17 protein-coding genes are annotated in these 19332 nt (G+C 34.9%); 3 read left to right on the top strand and 14 right to left on the bottom strand.

Annotated elements, in window-relative coordinates:
* Window positions 1-15 precede the first annotated feature (15 nt).
* The 6 genes from galE to ruvC form a co-directional block, all read right to left on the bottom strand.
* A complete protein-coding gene (gene galE / locus CLOCL_RS06000; protein ID WP_014254506.1) occupies window positions 16-1005 on the bottom strand; it encodes a UDP-glucose 4-epimerase GalE in 990 nt (329 codons plus the stop codon).
* 206 nt (window positions 1006-1211) lie between these two features.
* Window positions 1212-4103, bottom strand: a complete 2892-nt coding sequence (locus tag CLOCL_RS05995) for an N-acetylmuramoyl-L-alanine amidase (RefSeq protein ID WP_014254505.1) — start codon at window positions 4101-4103, stop codon at window positions 1212-1214.
* 486 nt (window positions 4104-4589) lie between these two features.
* Window positions 4590-5690: a type IV pilus assembly protein PilM gene (pilM, locus tag CLOCL_RS05990; RefSeq protein WP_014254504.1), complete on the bottom strand. Its 1101-nt coding sequence runs from the start codon at window positions 5688-5690 to the stop codon at window positions 4590-4592.
* A 355-nt stretch (window positions 5691-6045) separates the two neighbouring features.
* The gene (gene ruvB / locus CLOCL_RS05985) at window positions 6046-7038 is read right to left on the bottom strand and encodes a Holliday junction branch migration DNA helicase RuvB (protein ID WP_014254503.1); all 993 of its coding nucleotides are present in this window, start codon (window positions 7036-7038) and stop codon (window positions 6046-6048) included.
* 137 nt (window positions 7039-7175) lie between these two features.
* Window positions 7176-7784, bottom strand: coding sequence for a Holliday junction branch migration protein RuvA (ruvA, locus tag CLOCL_RS05980; protein WP_014254502.1), 609 nt, complete (start codon window positions 7782-7784; stop codon window positions 7176-7178).
* A 171-nt stretch (window positions 7785-7955) separates the two neighbouring features.
* Window positions 7956-8450 (bottom strand): crossover junction endodeoxyribonuclease RuvC, encoded by a 495-nt coding sequence (gene ruvC / locus CLOCL_RS05975; RefSeq protein ID WP_014254501.1) that lies wholly within the window; start codon window positions 8448-8450, stop codon window positions 7956-7958.
* Window positions 8451-8603: 153 nt separating this feature from the next.
* Between ruvC and CLOCL_RS05970 the strand changes: the two genes are divergently transcribed.
* Both CLOCL_RS05970 and argH read left to right on the top strand, forming a co-directional pair.
* Complete coding sequence (locus tag CLOCL_RS05970) at window positions 8604-9821, top strand: argininosuccinate synthase (RefSeq protein WP_014254500.1); 1218 nt, start codon at window positions 8604-8606, stop codon at window positions 9819-9821.
* Between the two features lie 10 nt (window positions 9822-9831).
* Window positions 9832-11217 carry an argininosuccinate lyase gene (gene argH / locus CLOCL_RS05965; protein WP_014254499.1) on the top strand — a complete coding sequence of 462 codons (1386 nt, stop codon included), beginning with the start codon at window positions 9832-9834 and terminating at the stop codon, window positions 11215-11217.
* 70 nt (window positions 11218-11287) lie between these two features.
* Here the strand turns inward: argH and CLOCL_RS05960 are convergent, their stop codons facing one another.
* The 6 genes from CLOCL_RS05960 to CLOCL_RS05935 form a co-directional block, all read right to left on the bottom strand.
* Window positions 11288-11467 carry a hypothetical protein gene (locus tag CLOCL_RS05960; RefSeq protein WP_014254498.1) on the bottom strand — a complete coding sequence of 60 codons (180 nt, stop codon included), beginning with the start codon at window positions 11465-11467 and terminating at the stop codon, window positions 11288-11290.
* Window positions 11468-11676: 209 nt separating this feature from the next.
* Window positions 11677-12009 (bottom strand): hypothetical protein, encoded by a 333-nt coding sequence (locus CLOCL_RS05955; protein ID WP_027622743.1) that lies wholly within the window; start codon window positions 12007-12009, stop codon window positions 11677-11679.
* 314 nt (window positions 12010-12323) lie between these two features.
* The gene (locus CLOCL_RS05950; RefSeq protein ID WP_014254496.1) at window positions 12324-13454 is read right to left on the bottom strand and encodes a polysaccharide deacetylase family protein; all 1131 of its coding nucleotides are present in this window, start codon (window positions 13452-13454) and stop codon (window positions 12324-12326) included.
* Between the two features lie 528 nt (window positions 13455-13982).
* A complete protein-coding gene (locus CLOCL_RS05945) occupies window positions 13983-15869 on the bottom strand; it encodes an LTA synthase family protein (protein ID WP_014254495.1) in 1887 nt (628 codons plus the stop codon).
* Window positions 15870-16266: 397 nt separating this feature from the next.
* Window positions 16267-16740 carry a response regulator gene (locus CLOCL_RS05940; RefSeq protein ID WP_014254494.1) on the bottom strand — a complete coding sequence of 158 codons (474 nt, stop codon included), beginning with the start codon at window positions 16738-16740 and terminating at the stop codon, window positions 16267-16269.
* A 193-nt stretch (window positions 16741-16933) separates the two neighbouring features.
* Window positions 16934-17617 carry a 4Fe-4S double cluster binding domain-containing protein gene (locus CLOCL_RS05935; protein WP_014254493.1) on the bottom strand — a complete coding sequence of 228 codons (684 nt, stop codon included), beginning with the start codon at window positions 17615-17617 and terminating at the stop codon, window positions 16934-16936.
* 302 nt (window positions 17618-17919) lie between these two features.
* On the opposite strand from CLOCL_RS05935, the gene CLOCL_RS05930 reads away from it, so the two are divergent.
* Window positions 17920-18456 carry a DUF4364 family protein gene (locus tag CLOCL_RS05930; protein ID WP_014254492.1) on the top strand — a complete coding sequence of 179 codons (537 nt, stop codon included), beginning with the start codon at window positions 17920-17922 and terminating at the stop codon, window positions 18454-18456.
* A 74-nt stretch (window positions 18457-18530) separates the two neighbouring features.
* Here the strand turns inward: CLOCL_RS05930 and yhbY are convergent, their stop codons facing one another.
* Both yhbY and CLOCL_RS05920 read right to left on the bottom strand, forming a co-directional pair.
* Complete coding sequence (gene yhbY / locus CLOCL_RS05925; protein ID WP_014254491.1) at window positions 18531-18821, bottom strand: ribosome assembly RNA-binding protein YhbY; 291 nt, start codon at window positions 18819-18821, stop codon at window positions 18531-18533.
* A gap of 158 nt (window positions 18822-18979) precedes the next feature.
* Window positions 18980-19168: a hypothetical protein gene (locus CLOCL_RS05920; protein WP_014254490.1), complete on the bottom strand. Its 189-nt coding sequence runs from the start codon at window positions 19166-19168 to the stop codon at window positions 18980-18982.
* Window positions 19169-19332 lie beyond the last annotated feature (164 nt).

Here is a 19332-nt window from a genome sequence, read left to right as displayed (position 1 = left end):
AATTTATCTTTCTCCTTATTTATCGTCATAACCGTTAGGATGCTTGCTGTGCCATTCCCATGCTGTTGCCACAATAGTCTCCAGATCATTCAATTTAGGCTGCCAGTTGAGCTCCTTTTTAATTTTTTCTGAAGATGCAACCAAAATTGCAGGATCACCGGGACGTCTCGGTGCATCCACAGCATTAATATTTTTCCCTGTAACCTTTCTTACCACATCAACAACTTCTCTAACGGAAAATCCTTTTCCGTTTCCTAAATTGTATATAGCGCTGTCTTCTCCCCTTCTTAGCTTCTGCAATGCAAGGTAATGGGCCTGAGCCAAATCGGATACATGTATATAATCCCTGACACAAGTACCATCGGGAGTATTATAATCGTTTCCGAAGATCTTGATTGAATCCCTTTTTCCCAAAGCGGCCTGTATGATTAATGGTATCAGATGAGATTCGGGGTTGTGATCCTCTCCTATCTTCCCGCTTATATGTGCCCCACTGGCGTTAAAATAGCGAAGTATAACATGCTTTATGCCATATGCCGTATCAGACCATTTTAATGCCTTTTCAACCGCCAGCTTTGTTTCGCCATAGGGATTGGTTGGCATAGTTCTGTCGGTTTCAAGTATGGGTATATTTTCTGGTTCACCGTAGGTGGCAGCAGTGGAAGAAAATACTATCTTGTTAACTTTAGCTTCCCTCATTGCATCAAGAAGATTCAAAGAAACTGCCACATTATTATTATAATATTTCAACGGATTTGAAACGCTTTCACCCACTTCAATATAGGCAGCAAAATGAATAACAGCTTCTATATCATTTTTATAAAAAACATTCTTTATAAATTCCTTATCGCGCAAATCCCCAACTATGAGTTTTCCGCCAAGAACCGCATCTTTATGTCCCTTTTCAAGGTTATCGACAACAATAACTTCTTCATTTTTTTCAAGAAGTTCTGCCACGGTATGACTTCCGATATAACCTGCACCGCCGGTTACAAGTACAGCCATTATAACACAACCTTTCATTGTATTTTAGGTACTTATTTTTATTCCTTTGCTTACCAAACAACAATATAATAACACAATTGATTAACCAATACCAGCATTTGCTTTTTACATCATGTCAACCTTTATAAAAAGGGTTGGAAATTTCACTTACAATTTAGGCATAAAAAAGAGTGGCATATAATAATATAGCCACTCTTTTAAAAATCTTACTCTACCTCATCCAGCGCTCTCAGTATAGCATCACATAATGCCTGTGCTGCCTTTTGGCGGAATTCCTCCGTTTTCAGCTTTGCCAGTTCCGCCTCATTGGTCATAAAACCAACTTCAGCCAGAACTGCCGGCATTTTTGTAGCCTTTAACACAACAAGGTTCGGTCTTTCAACAATTCCCCTGTTTTTAGTTCCAAGCGCCTTAACCAGTTCTTCCTGCACAATCTGTGCAAATCTCTTGCTATTGAAACCCGGACTGTTCGAAGGATAATACAAAGTCTCCGTACCGCTGTATTGAGAGTAATAGGCATTGTTATGGATACTCACAAACAGGGTAGCATTCATGTTATTGGCAATATACGCTCTTTCGTAAAGTCCCACATAGACATCGTCTTCTCTGGTCATATATGTTTTTATATTGTGACTTTTTAGCAGAGCATTTAATCTTTTGGCAATATCAAGGTTCAAGTCCTTCTCATAAACTCCACCATAGGTTGCCCCAGGCTCACTGCCTCCATGCCCTGGATCTATAACTACAAGACGGTCTTTTCTGGAAGCTTCTTTGTAAAGAGTTATCGTTGTATCATTTTCCGAAGCCCTTGTAATAATCTCATAATTAAACGGTTCCTTTGTGGTAAAGGTAATAGTTGTTTGGTTGCTTTCGTCATCCTTTGTTATTTTAACATCAATGACTTTGCTGTCATTTATGTTTATTGTACCAACTCCCAAATCGGCAAGCTCGCTGGGAAACGTTATCGAATATCTCCGTCCATCAAACTCATATTTATCAGTATAAAAGCGCGTTATGCTCTGGCCACCTTCAGTAAGTTTAGCTCCTTTTAAAGTAAAGTACACTCGGCTTCCGCTGTTACTGTATTGTATATTTTTATAAGTAGGTTGTCTTACAATAAGTGTTATATATTTATCCGTCTTTCTGGATTCAAACTGTGGTTGTCCAATTGTATCGACAACTACTCTTCCCACAGTTTCTTCAAACTGTGCAGACCTAATAGAACTGATATTACTGCTGTCTACACTTATCTTCTGTTCCCTGCCGGCATCAAAATTCGGTATATCTATAACAATTCTATCGGGTCCGGTAAGCCTCCACACGTTAAAATCATCTACATCCTCTGCCCAAATTGTAATACTATCAACGCCGTCAATAAAGGCATGATCTATTTTTATCGGTTCCTTGTCGCTATTTATACCGGTGCTTGTCGGTACAACGGTTGGATTGGGTGTTACAGTAACAGTCGGTACCACAGTTTTGGAAGGTTCAGGAGTCGCTGTTTTTACAGGCGTTGGTGTTGCTTTTCCCGCTGAATTTTCGCCTTCATCAGTTTGGGAGATATCTTCATCAACACTTGGAATTACATTTATTACAAGTGCTTTTTCTCCTTCCACTACAACATATTGACACTGGGCCTTTAGCTGAATAACAACTTTAGATGATGATCTGTTCACGGCAGAATACTTTATACTCTCTATATGACTGCTTTTTACATCTATGCTTTGCTCTTTTGAAGGCCCGAGAGCATTAGGTAAGTTTACCACAATCTTATTTTCACTCAACAGTTTCTCAATACTATAATCGGAGTAATCACTTGTGAACAATGCTACTATTTCATGGTCTTCCTGCGCTTTATAACTTACACTCAGACTTCCTCTTTCCAAAGCCTCATCTCTATCGGAAATACCCCTTGACGGAGTAAAGGAAATCAAATCAATACTCTTTGCCACATACGCCACAAGGATGCCGTCATTTTCAACCAACCTGTATTCAAGGTCTCCCTTTGTATCTATAACCAGTCTTGCACCCTTCGGTTCTTTTGCTGCATATCTTACCGATTTAATAAGTGTACTGTCAATATTAACTGTCTTCATCTCATTTGATGCAATTGCCTCCGGAATATCAATTACTATCCTGTAAGGATCCGGCAGCTTAAAAGTCTCATAACCTTTATAATCTTTAACATCGATTACAACTGCCTCATAAGTCGATTGGGCAATATGTTTAAAATCCAACTGATTGTCAACCGGTCTGGAAAATCCGTCTAACGGATTATTTACTCCAATTATATCAGCATCTGCATTAGTCGTTTTCTTTTCCAAATTTACCAACAACTGACCTTTTGTTTCAGTTACCCGGTATTGGGGCTGTCCTTCCAAGTCTAAAATCACCCGTGCAGTGTTGTTTTCAAACTGACTGCAGCGTATAGATTTCAAAAACTCCTCATTTACTTTTATATTATCTTGTTTAACCGACAGTTTTGTATTTGTGAAATCCACCACTATCCTGTCGGGTGAAGGCAGTCTCAAAATTTTATAGTCTTGAAACTTATCTACATTTATTGCAATACTCTGCCTGTCTTTTTCCTTAATATATTTAATATCATTAATCTTTGCATATTGCAAATATTCCTTGTTACTAATTGAGATCTCACCTTTTTCGGCATTCCAGCCCACTTCCATATTCAACTGTTCGCCTACAAAACGCAAAGGCACCATGGTACGGTCATTGATTATCTTTGCAGGAACTTCCATTTCAACCTTTTTACCGTTTACCAGGGCATTTTTATCATTTATTGTCAGAACAACTTCATCGCTTTCATAGGAAACGGAAACCTTTTTGTTTTTTGAATCCCACTCCACTTCTGCACCCAATTGCTCAAAAATTGCTCTGACGGGAACCAGTGAACGTCCATCGATTATAATTGGGGGCATATCCGAAATGACAAGTTCATCGTTTACATATAGCTTGTATATATTCCCTTTATACTCTTTTGTTGTGCCGTCATATGTAATCATTAATCCTTGCGCATATGTAGTAATACAAGTTATAGTGAATACAATCAGCGTTAAGCAGACGCAGAACAGTTTTTTCATAAACCTCACCTCTTACAAAATTTTTCTTTAGTAAAATATTTCTAGCCGTACATTTTTTAACTTTGAAACGTAAACTTTACAGCCAATCTATATGTCAATCTCTGTAAAATCAAGTCATATTTCAATCAAAAGATGAAAGTTTAAAAAATTGCCCACTACTCCTATTATATAATATTGTTCGACAAAACCTATACCTTTCCTGTTGAATTAATTAAAAAGTAATATTTCTGTAATATGATATTAACATACTGTTAGAATTACAAACTGTCCTTCGATTCCACCAATTTCATCAATCAATGTATATGTTGAGATTAAAATTTGAACTAAGACGAATAATGTTTTCTAATTATAAATATATCAGTAAAATTAAAACGAAAAAAGCAGTTTTTTATACCAGGAAATGAATACTAAAAAATCCCGGTAATTTTTAACTACCGAGATTATATAGCAAGCAAACACTAAATTTAGTTTTAAATATGTACAAAATTATAATGTAATTCCTACAGCATTAACTAAAAAATTCAACTTTTCACTGTTCAGATTTTTGTTTATACCGATTCCGTCAATGTCAAGCAATCCCACAGGATATACTGGAATCTGCAACGTCTGTTCCATATATTCACTCAAGCCCTTAAGCAAAGAGCCTCCGCCAATAATAAATATCTTTCCCACCTTGACACCATAACAGCGTGCTTCATAAAATGTCAAACACATATATATCTGGTTAATGAGTTTATCAACCATTTCCTTTAATGCTTTATACACTCTTAAATGTTCCTCATTAGATTCATAGGCAGGCGGCGGTATAATACCATACATCTTTTTCAGTCTTTCAGAATCAATTATGGACTTGTTAAGCACTTTTGCAACGGCTTCATCTAAATTTGAACTACCCGTCAATATAACTTTATTAAACTCCAGGATTCTATTACGCAATATATTTATTATTGTAGTTTCAGAACCAAAATCTATAACTGCAAAAGCGTCTTTATTTAAATTTTTATTGGGATTGACATATTTAACATTATCTATGTTGACTTTAATATCTCTGTTGAAAAACTTTGCTGTGCTATTAGCCGGTATATCAACGGAAATAGGCTTTAACCCCAGCTCAAAGAGTACATCTATGTAACTGTTGATTATGTTTTTTCTAACTGCTGTCACAAATACCTTTAGTTTATCTTCACCATTTTCCTTTAGTTCCTGTAAAACCTTATAGTCGATCTTGTGTTCTTCCAGGTTTATAGGCATGTTTTTCACAATTGCTTCTTTGACTACTGTATCAATGTCCTTTTCTTTGACCTTATCCACAATAAAAACTCTAGATATTATACTGGTTCCGGACATGACAATCTTGGACTTTTTCACCTTCATATTGTTCTCTCTAATGATTCGGCTTATTTCACTTGATACAGCGTCAACATTTTTTATAACACCATTTTTTATGCAATTTAACGGTGTTGAAGCAATACCAAAGTTTTTGATAAAAACTTCATTGCTTCGATTAACTGCGACTTCAACAACTTTAATGTTTCTGAAGCCAACATCAATGCTTAGAAAATTGTTCTTCAAAAATGGAAACAGCATACATTTTAACTCCCTTACCCATAATCAAAACAGCAAAAAAATATATAATCTCCCACATATAAAGTAACACACATCAGGAAAAAAATCAATGTTTTTCATTATAACTAGATAGATTTATAAAAAAGTTATTCAGTCTTAACAAAATAAGCTTACAGACCTTTATTCCCAAGTTTTTTAAGCCATAAATCCTCTAACGAAATAACAACCAAAATGCATATTATAAATTTATTAACATAAAATATATATTAGATACATTCCGAAAAAATTCCTTCTTTTTTATACACAAAATTTATAAATTTTTATTTTTATAATTAATTATATTCTTCATATCAATTTAAAATTAAACTCAAAGCCTCTACTCATACCTTAAACCGAAATGCTCATAGGCAAGCTTTGTAGCAACCCTTCCCCTTGGTGTCTTGTTAATAAACCCTAATTGAAGTAAATAAGGTTCATATACATCTTCAATGGTATTTGCCTCCTCGCCCGTAGTAGCAGCTAAGGTTTCTAAACCTACAGGTCCGCCTGCAAATTTGTCAATAATACTGAACAGCAAATTTCTGTCAACCCCATCCAAACCTATAGGGTCAATTTCAAGGGCATCAAGGCTCATAATGGCAATTTCTTTAGTTATCAATCCCTTCCCTTTTACTTCGGCAAAATCTCTCACTCTCTTAAGTATTCTATTTGCTATTCTTGGAGTACCTCTGGAACGTCTGGCTATTTCCTCAGCCGCTTCACTTTCAATTTTTATCCCCAATATTTGGGCCGATCTTTCAACAATTAACTTTAACTCCTCCGGAGTATACATTTCAAGCTTGTTTATCACTCCGAACCTGTCCCTTAAAGGCGAAGTTAAAAGTCCTGCCCTGGTAGTTGCCCCAATAAGGGTAAACTTGGGTAAATCCAGCCTAATAGATCTTGCACTAGGGCCTTTGCCGATTATAATATCCAAAGCATAATCTTCCATGGCTGGATATAGTATTTCTTCAACACTGCGATTGAGTCTATGAATTTCATCTATAAAAAGTACATCATAATTTCCAAGGTTAGTTAATATGGCCGCAAGATCTCCCGGTTTTTCAATGGCAGGTCCGGATGTAACTCTTATATTCACTCCCAGTTCCGATGCTATTATATTGGCAAGGGTAGTCTTTCCAAGACCCGGAGGTCCATACAGCAACACATGGTCAAGGGCTTCATTTCTTTTTTTGGCAGCCTCTATAAACACCGTGAGATTTTCCTTTACTTTATTCTGACCTATATATTCACTTAATTTTCTTGGCCTAAGGCTTGCCTCATCGATATCCTCTTCCTTCGCCCTACTGCCAACAATTCTGTCTTCCATATTGTTCCCTCCAAAATATTTATAAAAAGCAAATCGGCATCTGTTTTCAAGTCATTTTACAGTTTTCAAAAATATATTTCTATAGGTTATTATTCATAAAAACGAATTTATTATAAAAAATGAATCTGTTTGTCTCCTTAATTTCTTACAAGAGTTTTAAGAGCATTTTTTATAACCGATTCTATATCCATATCTTCTCTATATACAGATGCTACAGCCTTGTTTGCCTCAGATGCGGTATATCCCAAAACAATCAGTGCACTTACCGCCTCAGAGAATCTTGAATTGTCTTTAATTTCATCGGCAGCTTGATCTTTTTCACCGAAACTGCTTACCAGCTCTGTTTTATTTATCTTATCCTTAAGTTCCAGAACTATTCTCTGTGCCATTTTGCTGCCAATACCCTGAGCTTTGGTAAGCGACTTATAATCGTTGGTTATTACAGAAAGCCCGAATTTTGACGGTGACATGGATGAAATAACCGATATAGCCGCTTTAGGCCCTACTCCGGAGACCCCCAAAAGCAACTCAAACATTCCCAATTCTTCTTGTGTTAAAAAGCCGTACAGGTTCATTACATCTTCACGTACATAAAGATAGGTATATATCTTCACTTCATTTCCAACTGGTTGTATATTTTGAATGGTTGACAAAGATGTATATATTTTATATCCTACTCCATTAGCTTCAACCACAATATAATCGTTATGCTTGTACTCAAGCTTTCCTCGTATATAGGCAAACAAGACAATTCCCTCCGTCGTATTTATTTACTGTACCGAACGCTCAAAAAATCGCATAAGACCTTGTACGTTCTATATTAATATTCATTTCATAATAAATATTAACGTCATAATAAAACCAAAACTTAATTTAATTTTTTGATTTTTTCATCTATCATACAGCGCCAAGCTATGTCAGGTAGTTTTGAAGAGTCCTGACATTTTATAAGAATGACCGTGGCATATTGCAATAGCCAATGCATCTGCCACATCATCAGGCTTAGGTATTTCAGGAAGGTTTAAAATAATCTTTACCATTTGCTGCACCTGCACTTTTTCCGCCCTTCCGTAACCTACCACCGACTGCTTTACCTGAAGAGGAGTATATTCAAAAACCTCTACACCGCTTTTGGCTGCGGTTAAAACCGCTACTCCCCTGCCATGTCCTACAGTAAGGGCGGTTTTTATATTTTTGTTAAAAAACAGTTCCTCAATGGCTATTGCATCCGGTTTATATTCATGTATTAATTTTTCCAGTGAATCATGCAAGTGCAAAAGTCTTTTAGGAAGATCCATCGTACTGGCTGTAGTAATTGCCCCATAATCTATGGCGCTAAACTTGTTTCCCTCATATTTTACTATACCGTAACCCGTTATTGCAAACCCAGGGTCAATACCTAATATTATCATTTGTTCACGTCCTGTTTTTTAATATTGATTTATGAATAATTATATAATTTGTTGCATATTTATACATCTTATTGTATAATATATACCATTGTATTATTTGAAAAGATAATAATCATATGATTAATATTTTAACATATTTGAGGAGGTATTGACATGAGTCAAAAGGAAAAAGTAATCCTGGCATATTCAGGAGGATTGGATACATCGATAATCATACCTTGGCTTAAGGAAAACTATGATTATGAAGTTATTGCAATGGCAGCCGATGTGGGTCAGGGCGAAGAGCTTGCTCCATTAAACGAGAAAGCAATTAAAACCGGAGCAAGCAAAATTTATATCGAGGATTTAAAAGAAGAATTTGTTACAGACTTCATTTTCCCGACATTAAAGGCAGGTGCCGTATACGAAGGCAAGTATCTGTTGGGAACCTCTTTTGCAAGACCTCTGATTGCAAAAAGAATGGTTGAAATTGCTGAAAAAGAAGGTGCTGTTGCCATAGCTCACGGAGCGACCGGTAAAGGTAATGACCAGGTTAGGTTTGAACTTACAGTAAAAGCACTGGCACCGCATTTAAAGATAATTGCACCTTGGAGAATATGGGATATTAAATCAAGAGAAGATGCAATAGAATACGCTCAGGCAAGAAATATTCCAATTCCCGTTACCAAGAAAGACAACTACAGTATGGACAGAAACCTGTGGCATTTGAGCCATGAGGGATCGGACCTTGAAGACCCCTGGAACGAACCTCAATACGACAAACTCTTAAAGCTTATGGTTCCCCCCGAAAAAGCACCGGACAAACCTACATATGTAGAAATATACTTTGAAAAAGGTATTCCCAAAAAGGTAAACGGCGTTGAATACGGTCCTGTTGAACTTATCGAGGTATTGAACAAAATCGGGGGCGAAAACGGTATAGGCATCGTAGATATTGTAGAAAACAGGCTTGTAGGAATGAAATCAAGAGGGGTATATGAAACTCCAGGCGGAACAATTCTCTATGCTGCCCACAGAGAACTTGAACTGTTATGCCTTGACAGAGACACACTTCACTATAAAGATATCGTTTCACAAAGATTTGCAGAACTTGTATACTTCGGACAGTGGTATACACCTCTTCGTGAAGCAATATCTGCTTTTGTTGATGTTACACAGGAAAATGTAACCGGAACCGTTAGGCTAAAGCTTTACAAAGGTAATGTTATGCCGGCAGGCGCAAAATCCGATTATTCCCTTTACAATGAAGAACTTTCAACCTTTGGCAGAGATGAAGTTTACAATCAAAAGGACGCCGAAGGATTTATTAACTTGTTTGGCTTACCGATGAAAGTCAGTGCACTTATGAAAGAAAAGAATAAAAACAAATAAGGTGATGAAAATGAAGCTCTGGGGCGGTAGATTTGAAAAAAGTACCGACAAATCGGTGGATGATTTCAACTCATCCATCAGATTTGACAGCCGCATGTATAAACAGGATATACTCGGCAGCATTGCCCATGCCAAAATGCTTGGAAAATGCAAAATAATTCCGCAGGAAGATTCGGAACTTATTCAGGCAACTTTAAAAGAAATTTTAAAGGATATTGAAAACGGTAAGATTGATTTTGAAATTGATGCCGAAGATATACACATGAATATAGAAAAAATCCTTATCTCAAGGATAGGTGATGTGGGTAAAAGGCTTCATACCGGAAGAAGCCGTAATGACCAGGTGGCCCTTGATATCAGAATGTATCTTAAAGACGAAATATGTGAAATTAAAAAAATGCTTATTTCTCTGGAAAACACATTAATTGATATATCGGAGAAAAACCTGGATACAATTCTACCCGGATACACCCATTTGCAAAGGGCACAGCCCATTACCTTTGCCCATCATATGATGGCTTATTTCCAGATGTTTAAACGGGATATAAGCCGTCTTGATGACTGTTATAAAAGAATGAATATAATGCCTTTAGGTTCAGGCGCCCTTGCATCTACTACTTACCCTTTGGACAGATACATGGTAGCAGATGAACTTGGTTTTGACGAAATAACCGAGAACAGCCTTGACGGAGTGAGCGACAGGGATTTTATCATAGAGCTGGTGTCTTGTCTCTCTATTATTATGATGCACTTAAGCAGGTTCAGTGAAGAACTTATTATATGGTCTTCCCATGAATTCGGTTTCGTAGAGATGGATGATGCCTACAGCACAGGCAGCAGTATAATGCCTCAAAAGAAAAATCCCGATGTAGCCGAACTGGTAAGGGGTAAAACCGGCAGAGTATATGGAAGCCTTATAAGTATTCTAACTGTTATGAAAGCACTTCCGTTAGCTTATAACAAAGATATGCAGGAGGATAAAGAGTCCATATTTGATGCCGTTGACACCGTTAAACTCTGTTTGCCCGTTTTTACCCAAATGATTGCCACAATGAAAATCAATAAAGAAAATATGTATAGAGCTGCACAAGGCGGCTTTACCAATGCCACAGATATGGCAGACTATCTCGTTAAGAAAGGTATTCCATTTAGGGATGCCCATGAAATAATAGGCAAAATGGTACTTTACTGCATAGGAAATAACAAGGCTATAGATGAACTCACAATGGAAGAGTTTAAAAATTTCTCCCCTTTGATAACCGAAGATGTCTATAAAGAAATAAGCCTTGAAACTTGCGTCTCGGGAAGAAATCTTCCGGGAGGTCCTGCAAAAGAAAGAGTTTTGGAAGCCATACAAAAGGGAAAGGATTTTATAAAATCGCAAATAAATAAGTAATAAAATTCAGATTATAAAAATATAAAATAGCTATGGCCACAGCCATAGCTATTTTCAAATTCCATCGCAACTACTTTTCATTCATTGACAGCGTAAAACTTACATTTTCCTGTCTTAAATCTACATCAATGTCTGAAAAGCTAATTCCCTTATTTCTAAGACTTTGAATTATTTCTCTTCTTATTTTTACAATTACATCATTATATTCGGGGTCATAGTTTCTTTCCTTCTCTCTTCTTTTGAATAACATATCTCATTACCTCACTTACCCTTATATAATATTTAGTGGACCTATAGATATAATATACCATTTCCCTTTTTATGTATAATATTTCCTTTAATATTTAAGACATTCATAAGAAAAGCCCCCTTACTGGGGGCTTTGCAAACACTAAAATTATTTTGCTTACAACATAATTCCAAAACATTAAATTTTATTTAATGAAATACATTTTCTATTTATAATTTCACTTTTTTATCTAAAGCTCTTCCAAAACTATACCAAGAGTCTCTTAGCTTAAATCTCATATTTTCATCCAGGATTCTTTCTATTACATCATTCAAGTTTCTTCTCATATGAATATACTCAGCAATTTCAAATTCCGGTTTTGCCAAGAGTTTGTCCATTTCTTCAATCCACTCTTTAACAAGCTCCACACCGACAAAATCTTGAGAAATCTTCTTTTTCATATGAGAAATAACCAATTTAACCGCTTTTCTTTTTACTTCCGCATCGGTCATTACCTTTTTATTTTTATTGGTTTTACTTGAATTGGAACTAGTTTTATTCATTTTAAACACTCCCTATAAATATATTATCAAAGAAACTAAATGCATTTCATAGAAACAGAAATATGATGCAATAGAAACAATGTACAAATATAAAGACATAATTATTAATTATTATAATATAGTATAATTGTTTATGCAATCAAAGCAAACATTATCTCTCAAATATTGTAGATTTTGTATAACTCGTTTTCCATAAGAATCTCCCCTCTCGCTATTGTCTTATTTCAACTGGAACATATATAAAAAGCACCAACTTCACAAGGAGTCGGTGCTAATGCTTTATTTTATAAATTATTTTCTATATAAGGCATTAACTAATACAACACCAACCTTTTTCCTTGAAGTTTTTCCGGATCTATTTTATCTTCTTTTGACTTTGGTACTGTTACAGTATTCGGGTCACCGTCACTGATATACTGCTCTCCTCTTGAAAGGTTCTTCAGCCACCATGCCAAATCGGCATCGACAGGATTAATTCCTGATGCACGTACCCTGTGAACCGACAGAGGATTAAAAGATTTACTTACAGGTGATTGGTTCGGGTCCCAGCCAACTTCCATAATTGCAAGGTTTTCATATTTTACACCTTCATATTCACCTTTTACAACATATTCCTGTAGATCCTTTGAAGGTGCTCCGTAGGGTAGAGAGAAAGTAGTCATTTTGTAACCCGGTATAAGTTCATACATAGTCTTTTGATTTAGGCCTATTTCCTTTTGAATCTCATCGGCATTCTTCGCATTTTTAAGATTTATATGGGTATAAGTATGGTTTCCTATTTCAAATCCCTTATCCACAAGATACTGCAGTCTCTCCTTTAATGTTCCTTCTCCTTGAAAAGTACTGTTTCCAAGGTTAACATAGAATGTTCCCTTAAGTCCGAAATCGGGATGTGTTTTGTTAAATTCTTCAAGAATTCCCACTGCCGAGTTTTTGTTAGCCACCAGTTTTCCGCCTTCATTTACCAGGTTAAACTGCCCCGATGTACCGTCATCAAAAGTAAATATCATCGGTATGCAGCCTGCCGGTACTGAGATGTTATTATTCAAATAATCACTCATGCTAATAAGCCTGTAGCCTTTATCATAAAGAGTAAACAACAGTTTTCTGAATTCGTCAAAAGTAGTTGTATACTCACCGTTATCATATTTTGTAGGTTGAAAAGATTCAACAAAATTATGAAACATAACAACCATTATCTTACCTGACTCGTCCGGTTTAACAGCTTCTAGGTCAATTGTAGGTACAGGCGTAACTACAACCTCCTCAGGGGTTGGTGTAGGTGAAACATCGTCTGTTGTTCCAACAGATGGCTGCTTTGTAGCAACAGAGTTGTTGCCTCCCTCAAGTTTTGGACTTTTTGAGCAACCGGTTAAAATTAATGATAACACCAACATAGCTAACGCTGTATTTTTTGCAATGTTTAATTTAAATTTCAAATTCATCGACAACCGCTCCATTCATGTACATAATCATTAGTATTTTAGTTTTCCATAAGGCATTCAAAAAAATACATTTTACTCAAAACTATCCCATTAATGACAAAACGCTTATATTTTTCATTCATGGCTTTAATTAGAGGAAAATCAGTTTTTTACACAAAAACAACCTAGCCGAAAATTTCACGTTAATTTAAAAAGACCGCTCTATAACTTCGGTACAGAAGCTTACAAAATAAAATCTGGTAAGTTCTATACTTTAAGTATTTGTAAGTTTATATTTTAAAAAAGCTGAAGTTTACACGAAAAACTTTTTACCATATAAATAACATGAAATCAAATCCACTAATTTTTTGAACAAACAATGCCTTATGTAATTTTTTCTTATGTTAATGAAAATTATTTATATCCATCTAATATAATTATATTATTTTATCTGGAAATTTCAAATGAAAAAACTACAAAAAATCTGGAAATTGAAAAATTTTCAGATTTTTTGTAGTCTTACTTCTTTTTAATATCTTATCAACATGGTTACCGATCAAATTTCATTTTTGCAAAAGCATCCTTTTCCAATATCAAATCCGATATTCTCAAATCTTCAAGATACCGCTTTATTTCTTCATCATATGCAGCCCTGTCAAGTTCCTTGCCGCTCTTAAAATCATATACTTTATTTTCATCACTGAAATAATAGAACTCATCGGTTATTACCGAACCGTTTCTCAAAATTGCATAACCTTTGTCACAATTGAGTAAATCCTTTCCCAGTACAAAATAATCATCCAACCCCATTAAATTTATAATAGTCGGTCCTATATCCATCTGTCCCCCAATTGTTTCAACAACTTGACTTTCCAAACCCGGATAATGTATTATAAGAGGCACTTTTTGAAGCTTTGCCCATTCCAATTTGCTGTTACTCACATTAATCAAACTAAACAGGTCACCTGCCTGATCTTTAGGAAGTCCATGATGGTCTCCGTATATAACTATAAGACTATTTTCATAAAGTCCCTCTTTCTTTAGCTTCTCAATGAACCGACCTATAGCAGCATCAGCATAATTCTGTGCTTTTAAATAATTACCAAGGTAAGTCTTGTCATATTTCCCCACATCGAAATTATCCTTGTCATTAAAGTATGAATAGGGGTGATGACTTGACAGAGTTACCAGGAAAGCATAAAAGGGTTTGCTTTTATCAATAGCTTCCAAAGTCTGTCTGTAAAATGAGTCATCGCTTAAAGCCCATCCTCCCCAGCCAATAAATTCGTCCAGAACCATGTCACTTTGGCTTATAAAATCGTCAAACCCAAGAGCCTTGTACATTTCCGTCCTATTCCAAAAGCTAGGACTATAGGCATGGGCGGCATAAGTATTATATCCAGCCTCTTTCAGCATCATTGGCAGTGATTTGAATGTGTTGGTAGCAAATCTGAAATAGGCAGTTCCTTCTTTTGCCGGATACAATGAATTGTTTGTCATAAATTCTGCATCGGAAGTATTGCCTCCTGCCACCTGTACATAAATATTTTCAAAGTACACACTCTCATTAAGAAGTTTGTTTAAATTCGGTGTAACTTCCTTTCCATTCACCTTAAGGCCTATAACAAATTCTTGCAAAGCTTCAACCTGGATAACTATTAAATTCTTTCCTTTTGCTATACTGTTATACTTTCCCACCGAATTATTACTTTTCTTATCCAAATAATTTCTAATATCCTGTTCCTCTTCACTGCTTAACTTCTTGTCTCGTAACAAATTCTCGGCAATATATTTTTTTGCATCATAATAGTGAAAATAACCCAAACCGAAATTTTTTACAATATAATTATTATCATAAATTGAAAAATCGTTTTGGCTTTTGGCAACGGCAAAACTTCCTGCACCTAATGCAAATGCAAAAACCGATATTATCAAACGACTAAAAATCTGACTTTTAACTGCCTTTTTCCTAAAAATAATTGAGTACAGCAAAAATAGCGGAATATCAATAAAGTATAAAATATCACTTTTTCTTAGCAAGCTTACGATGCTGTCTCCCACAGAGCCTAAAAATCTTGCGTTGGATATTACAGGAACCGATATAATGGTATTGTAATATCTGAAATACATTGCATCCGAGAAAAAAAGCACCGATAAAACAATGTTAGCAATTAAAAATGCCACTTTATTCCTTGAATAAAAAATAAATAAAAATGCAAATAGTATTAATACAAAGCCCACACTGGAAATTGTCATAAATATATTGATTTTAGAAAAAAGTGGCCTAAAGCTAATATGCATTTGGAATTGCATAAACACGGCTTTGCAAAGTATGGCAGCCATAAAAAAAGCAATATAGATAAGGTCGTACCAATTAAACTGCTCAGTTATATCTATAAACGGTTTCACTTTTACTCGTTCAAGCTTAATATTCATACTATACCCCTCATATCCTATATATATTTTACATTCGAACAAATATAAGCCTAAATCAAATAAAAGAAAAAATCAAGTGAGTTTTTATGGCATAAAGTTATATTGTATGATATGCAGAATTAATAACGGATTATATCTAAATGTTAATTAATTCGTAAAAATAATGTTTATAAAGGCAGTATTCAATTTAATGCCTGCACGATTCAGGCGGTAAAAACAAAAAAATCTTTATCGCATTAAATATAATACGAAAAGATTTTAAAAACAGCACGTATTAATTTTATGATACTTTACAGAGTTAGGTGAAAGTTTTGAAAAGGTTAATCTCTTTTAAGGGAAACTCAATACAAAGATAAGGCAAACCGAAACATGCTTTATTGGAATTGCACGGTAAAACTTATATCTTATTTCCACAAAACGGGCAGAAAAAATAGGTACCAAAATTAAAATCCAATAACTTTCCGCACTTATTGCAATGCTTATTGGATTCGATAGCTTCAGAATCAACTTGCTTTGCTGCATTTTCATTTGAAACGTTTTCTAAAACTCTTTTTAATTCGTTCCTGTCTATAGGGGTTTTAATTACCGCATTTATCTTCTTTCGGTCAAAATTACCAATATCAATTGGATTGCTCGACGATATTATACATTTTACATTGGGATATTGTACTTTTATTACTGCTGCCAATTGATCTCCGTTAATTTCCTTCATAATATAATTTGTTATTATATAATCAGGGCAAAAATCCTGTACTGCTTTTATTGCATGATATTCGTCGGTTGTACTGACCTCATAATTGATAGAACTTAGCATATCTTTCATTATTGCATTTTCGAGCTTACTGTCATTAATCAAAAGAACTCTTTTCATAGTGCGATATCTCCTGTATATAGTAATATATTATTTATCGGAATAATTAGCTTAAGATACTATCAACAGAGAGTAAAAAGTTCGCCATAAAATATTCAAGCCATCTGTATTTTTTATCGTCCAAAGTTTATTTTTCTAAAGTGCCAATTTTGAGAAAATCTTCAAAAATAACAAATATCAATTATATTATATCTTATTTTTTGGATACATGCCATGGGCAAATCTTCATACATATACCGCATACCGAGCCTCTTCCTATATGCTTAAAATTCAAGTTCATATAGTCACTACAAGCCTTTGCATCAACGATATCACTCCTGTCACAGCCTTGTACCCAACTTTTGCCACTCAAAGCCATAGCAGGACAGCTTTCAACACATTTGCTGCAGTCACCGCATTGGCTAGGTATAACAGCATTATTGCAAGCAATCTCCATATCGGTAAGTATGGTACCCAATCGAACCCTTGGACCATATTGTGAACTTATAAAAAGTCCACTTTTCCCAATCCATCCCAAGCCTGCCTTTACTGCTGCAGTTTTGTGAGGAAATATCCCTGAATACTTATCTTTAACATCATTAACTGTCTGAGAAGCAGGCACTGCCAAAGCCTTATATCCTTTATCCTGAATTAAAAGCATTCCCCTAAGGGTAATTTGGTCAATAAGTGCATTTACAGCCCTATAGTGATGAAAGTAAGTATAAGTAGGTTTATCAGTTATCTCATCAATAATAAAATCGGAAAGTCTTACAACAATTGTTATAGCAAATTTTAATTCTTTTAAATTTTCAGGAAGATTTTCGTATACATTGGAGTAACCAACTAAAGTTGCACCATTTTGTTTTAAATTCATTTCCAGTTCCTTGACGAATTCCAAAATACCTATCTCCTTCTATATGAAATGAAATATATTAGACATCATCGCAATTTCTGCTGCAGTTATATATTAGCATATTACCGGTATGCTTATCAAATACTAATATTTACAATAATTTCCCCAAACCAACGCGGGCAATATAGCTTATACAAATTAACTGTGTTATAATTGTGCTATAATATAGAATAGTGTTTTCTATATAGACTATATGAATTCATAAAACACATACACAAAATAACTGATAGAAAATTTGCAATGCTAAAAGGCAACGGTAATTTTTTTGATATTGCGGAGGTATTTTAATGAGTGCATTAAAAAATAAAGAACTTGCTGAAAATAAGCTTATTCTCCTTTATATTATAGATATGGCAAAGATGCCTATAAGCAATTTGCAAATTACAAAGATAATTCTTGAAAATCAATTTATGAACTATTTTATTTTTCAACAATTTTTAAACGAATTGTGTGAGCTTGAGTATTTATCTGCCGAAGTCAAAGACAACAAAACCTTTTATACAATAACACCTGCCGGAAAACAAATCCTTGACTATTTTATAAATCATATTCCTATAGGCATTAAAAATAATATTGACAGAAGTATAACCGAAATAAGAAAAAGAATTAAAAACGAAACTTTAGTCAGGGCCGAATACAAACCCGAAAGCGAAAACGAATTTATCGTTAAATGCCAGGTGCATGAAGATAACTTTTCACTCATAGATTTAGAGATATCTGTAGGTACCAAAAGCGACTGCAATACTATCTGCGAAAACTGGAAAAAGTATTCTCATCAAATTTATGAGGAAATACTTGCAAGTCTTATGAAAAAAAGAGATTAAAAACAAATCAAAAAAGGGCTTATATAGCCCGAATTTTTATATTATTTAACATTTTAATGAACTTGTATTGGGTATTACGGCAACTCCAAAACCTTATTCTCCTTTGACTCCTTATACAACACAAATTTATTGCCAATAACCTGCACTATTTCCGAACCGGTTAATTCAGCTGCCTCATTACAAATTGTACGGATGTCATCGGCTGAATTTTTCAGCACTGAAACTTTGATAAGTTCTCTGGCTTCCAATGCCTCATTAAATTGCTTCACCATGTTTTCATTGATTCCGCCTTTACCCACCTGAAATATAGGTTCAATGTTATTTGCGAGACTTCTTAAATAACTGCGTTGTTTCCCTGTCAACATCTATTCCCTTCTCCTCCAATATAAAATTATTTACAGTTAATTAGTATTGACCGTTTCATTTAAATTATATAATAAAATCCTGCCATTCTCTATTTTCAGACGTAATAATAGGGATAGAAGATTCTATCCCTTCGATATTTTCGCACCTCAATCCATATTTACACTTCAACCTCTTTTCGACTTCGCCTTCTATGAACCTCGTAATTAGGCTGTCCTTTTTTCCATCCCGTCCTGCTTTTTTCAATAACTTGTGATGTTGCCTCCACATTCAGTACAAAGTCATTTTTCATCGGGCAGAAATATGCTGCACTGCCGGTTTTGCAATTTTCACATTTCAAGCATTCCATAACTCTTACTTTTACTCCTTCATTTTTTAATACAGTTTGTTATATATATATTTTACATTATCAAAAGTATGTTTGTCCAGTAGTTCTTTATTCCCATGCACGCTTAAAATGCAGCTACTCCGGCATTAAAAACTGCAGCATAAGAACGAACTCCGGTATAGTAA

It is taken from the genome of Acetivibrio clariflavus DSM 19732 (genome assembly GCF_000237085.1).
Taxonomy (GTDB): Bacteria; Bacillota; Clostridia; order Acetivibrionales; family Acetivibrionaceae; genus Acetivibrio; species Acetivibrio clariflavus.
The sequence above is the reverse complement of the archived record's forward strand: the minus strand, read 5'-3'. Positions and strand labels throughout refer to the sequence as shown.

Bases quoted from the DNA above. Each gene is read 5' to 3' on its own strand.
- galE (WP_014254506.1), bottom strand. From the start codon at position 1,005: ATGGCTGTACTTGTAACCGGCGGTGCAGGTTATATCGGAAGTCATACC.
- CLOCL_RS05995 (WP_014254505.1), bottom strand. From the start codon at position 4,103: ATGAAAAAACTGTTCTGCGTCTGCTTAACGCTGATTGTATTCACTATA.
- pilM (WP_014254504.1), bottom strand. From the start codon at position 5,690: ATGCTGTTTCCATTTTTGAAGAACAATTTTCTAAGCATTGATGTTGGC.
- ruvB (WP_014254503.1), bottom strand. From the start codon at position 7,038: ATGGAAGACAGAATTGTTGGCAGTAGGGCGAAGGAAGAGGATATCGAT.
- ruvC (WP_014254501.1), bottom strand. From the start codon at position 8,450: ATGATAATATTAGGTATTGACCCTGGGTTTGCAATAACGGGTTACGGT.
- CLOCL_RS05970 (WP_014254500.1), top strand. From the start codon at position 8,604: ATGAGTCAAAAGGAAAAAGTAATCCTGGCATATTCAGGAGGATTGGAT.
- argH (WP_014254499.1), top strand. From the start codon at position 9,832: ATGAAGCTCTGGGGCGGTAGATTTGAAAAAAGTACCGACAAATCGGTG.
- CLOCL_RS05960 (WP_014254498.1), bottom strand. From the start codon at position 11,467: ATGTTATTCAAAAGAAGAGAGAAGGAAAGAAACTATGACCCCGAATAT.
- CLOCL_RS05955 (WP_027622743.1), bottom strand. From the start codon at position 12,009: ATGAATAAAACTAGTTCCAATTCAAGTAAAACCAATAAAAATAAAAAG.
- CLOCL_RS05950 (WP_014254496.1), bottom strand. From the start codon at position 13,454: ATGAATTTGAAATTTAAATTAAACATTGCAAAAAATACAGCGTTAGCT.
- CLOCL_RS05945 (WP_014254495.1), bottom strand. From the start codon at position 15,869: ATGAATATTAAGCTTGAACGAGTAAAAGTGAAACCGTTTATAGATATA.
- CLOCL_RS05940 (WP_014254494.1), bottom strand. From the start codon at position 16,740: ATGAAAAGAGTTCTTTTGATTAATGACAGTAAGCTCGAAAATGCAATA.
- CLOCL_RS05930 (WP_014254492.1), top strand. From the start codon at position 17,920: ATGAGTGCATTAAAAAATAAAGAACTTGCTGAAAATAAGCTTATTCTC.
- yhbY (WP_014254491.1), bottom strand. From the start codon at position 18,821: ATGTTGACAGGGAAACAACGCAGTTATTTAAGAAGTCTCGCAAATAAC.
- CLOCL_RS05920 (WP_014254490.1), bottom strand. From the start codon at position 19,168: ATGGAATGCTTGAAATGTGAAAATTGCAAAACCGGCAGTGCAGCATAT.